Annotated in this window: 3 protein-coding genes; all 3 read right to left on the reverse strand. The window is 34.1% G+C overall.

What is annotated here, in order from left to right; translation table 11 throughout:
- Positions 1–434, reverse strand: a 434-nt coding sequence (locus tag DBR11_RS24290) for a DUF4304 domain-containing protein (protein WP_146186651.1), incomplete at its 3' end; no start/stop codon positions are given.
- 111 nt (positions 435–545) lie between these two features.
- Entirely contained in the window at positions 546–677 is a 132-nt protein-coding gene (locus tag DBR11_RS30580) for a hypothetical protein (RefSeq protein WP_255564109.1), read from the reverse strand.
- A 683-nt stretch (positions 678–1,360) separates the two neighbouring features.
- Positions 1,361–1,750, reverse strand: coding sequence for a hypothetical protein (locus DBR11_RS24295; RefSeq protein WP_108555176.1), 390 nt, complete (start codon positions 1,748–1,750; stop codon positions 1,361–1,363).
- Positions 1,751–1,801: the final 51 nt, after the last annotated feature.

Consider the following 1,801-nt stretch of genomic DNA (forward strand, 5'->3'; position numbering starts at 1 on the left):
TCTGAGATTCCCTCCATCCAGGATTTCTCCAAATCTTCGTCTGATATGTATTTCTGTATTTCATAAATGGCTAATGATCTTAAAACATTTATTATTTCGGCTATCAAACCTGGTAAGGAAGTATTTGCATTTATTTCCCACCAATAATCTTTTTTTGCAGGCAGTAAAAAACCTATGCGCTTTCTCCAATGGCAGTCTGATATTAATGGTTTAGATTTCACATCAAAATTATCAAACACCTTGAGAGCATTAGAATATACGCCTAAATTTATTGTGAAAAAGCTAGACGCAGCAATGCTGCGTCTAGCTTTTTGAAAGTCTATTATACCAATGTTCCCATCCTTATTATAAAAGAAAGTCTGTCCGCTCTTCCTAAACCCCAAGGGTCTTAAAACATTGTCTACTTCTGATATTAATATTTTATACTTGTCCATCTTTTACGGTTTTCTGACTAATTGAACAGGATAGCCTCCTGGAGTATTAAAGTCTAGCCAAATGTCCTTTATTCTCTGCAAAGGAGTATAATGCGAAGCCCAACCTTTGTTTCAATGCCTCCCAGCACTCTTCCCCCTTTCAACTTTGATCCCCTGTGCCCGGATCTTGCCGTTTACGGAGAGTTTTTCTTTCGGTGTTAAGGTTCCAATTCCGATATCTCCATTCGGCAAAAATCTCATCATAGGAGTTGAATAATTCTGCCCTATTATACCCATATGCCGGAGTACCTACGCCGTTTAAGACATTTCCATTTACTCCAAATCTAAAAAAATCAACAGAAGCATCCTGATTGCTCAGCATAAAAGCTCCAGCAAAGCCTCGAGTTTCTCCGGAAAAATTATTTTTAACTTTAACTCCATAACTTGGCCCATTTAGGCCAATTAAAATATTAGCGTCTTGGGCTTTTACTGCTCCAACAGTAAACACTAATAATAAAGCGCTGAGTATCTTTCTTTTGACATCTTATTTGTTTTTAAAATGCTAAGTAAAACAAACTCAGTGTAATGGGATTGCACTATAGAAAATGTTGATAACTTTTTTAAATTAATCCGAGGGTTTAGGCCGTGTTAACGACAAAGCCCAGAAAAATCTGGGCTTTGTCGTTAAATTAATCGTTGTTTCTGTAATCTCTCCCAGCAATTCAGCCTCCACAAACCTTTCTCAGCTTCTGGTCGTGACACCATATATAGTTCAGGGTTTCTCCCCTACTGGCCTTATATATCGTTTTGACAGATTTAACATATTGTAAGCCATTGTAATCTTTTACGGCTACCTTATTTCTGTTCCGTTCTCATCATATTTATAGTTTTTATTTTCTGCGACAAAACCGACATCTGTCATTTAGAGAGTTGAGTCAATGTTGATTTTACCATATCAATGTTTTAGAATCAAGTAGCCTATTTTTAATATTTCCAAATTCTAAAGAATCAATGGGTCCAAATAACCCATTACTTCTCATTTGATTTGGGTTACTAGAATAAATTCCTTTATCAATATAATAATATAAATATTTTGAACTATCTACTTCAGTAGCATTTTTAAATAGATATCCCCTAACAAGGATTTTATCATTGCTATAAACAATCATATTGACACTCAAATTATCAAATATACCCTGATTCTTATAATACACATTTCTATTAATCGGCATGTCAACATATGAAACTTCGTAATCATCACCAATAGAATTAGTATCAGAACATCCAATAGATAAAATTAACAAGAACAGAAATCCGATTGAAAATACCTTTTTCATATATAATTTATTGATAATCTAATTTTAACAATTATTGAGTCCATATGTACT

This window comes from Pedobacter sp. HMWF019, assembly GCF_003061025.1.
In the GTDB taxonomy this organism is placed as follows: Bacteria; Bacteroidota; Bacteroidia; order Sphingobacteriales; family Sphingobacteriaceae; genus Pedobacter.

Excerpts from the sequence above, each read along its gene's own strand:
- DBR11_RS24295 (WP_108555176.1), bottom strand. The coding sequence starts at position 1,750 with ATGAAAAAGGTATTTTCAATCGGATTTCTGTTCTTGTTAATTTTATCT.
- DBR11_RS30580 (WP_255564109.1), bottom strand. The coding sequence starts at position 677 with ATGATGAGATTTTTGCCGAATGGAGATATCGGAATTGGAACCTTAACA.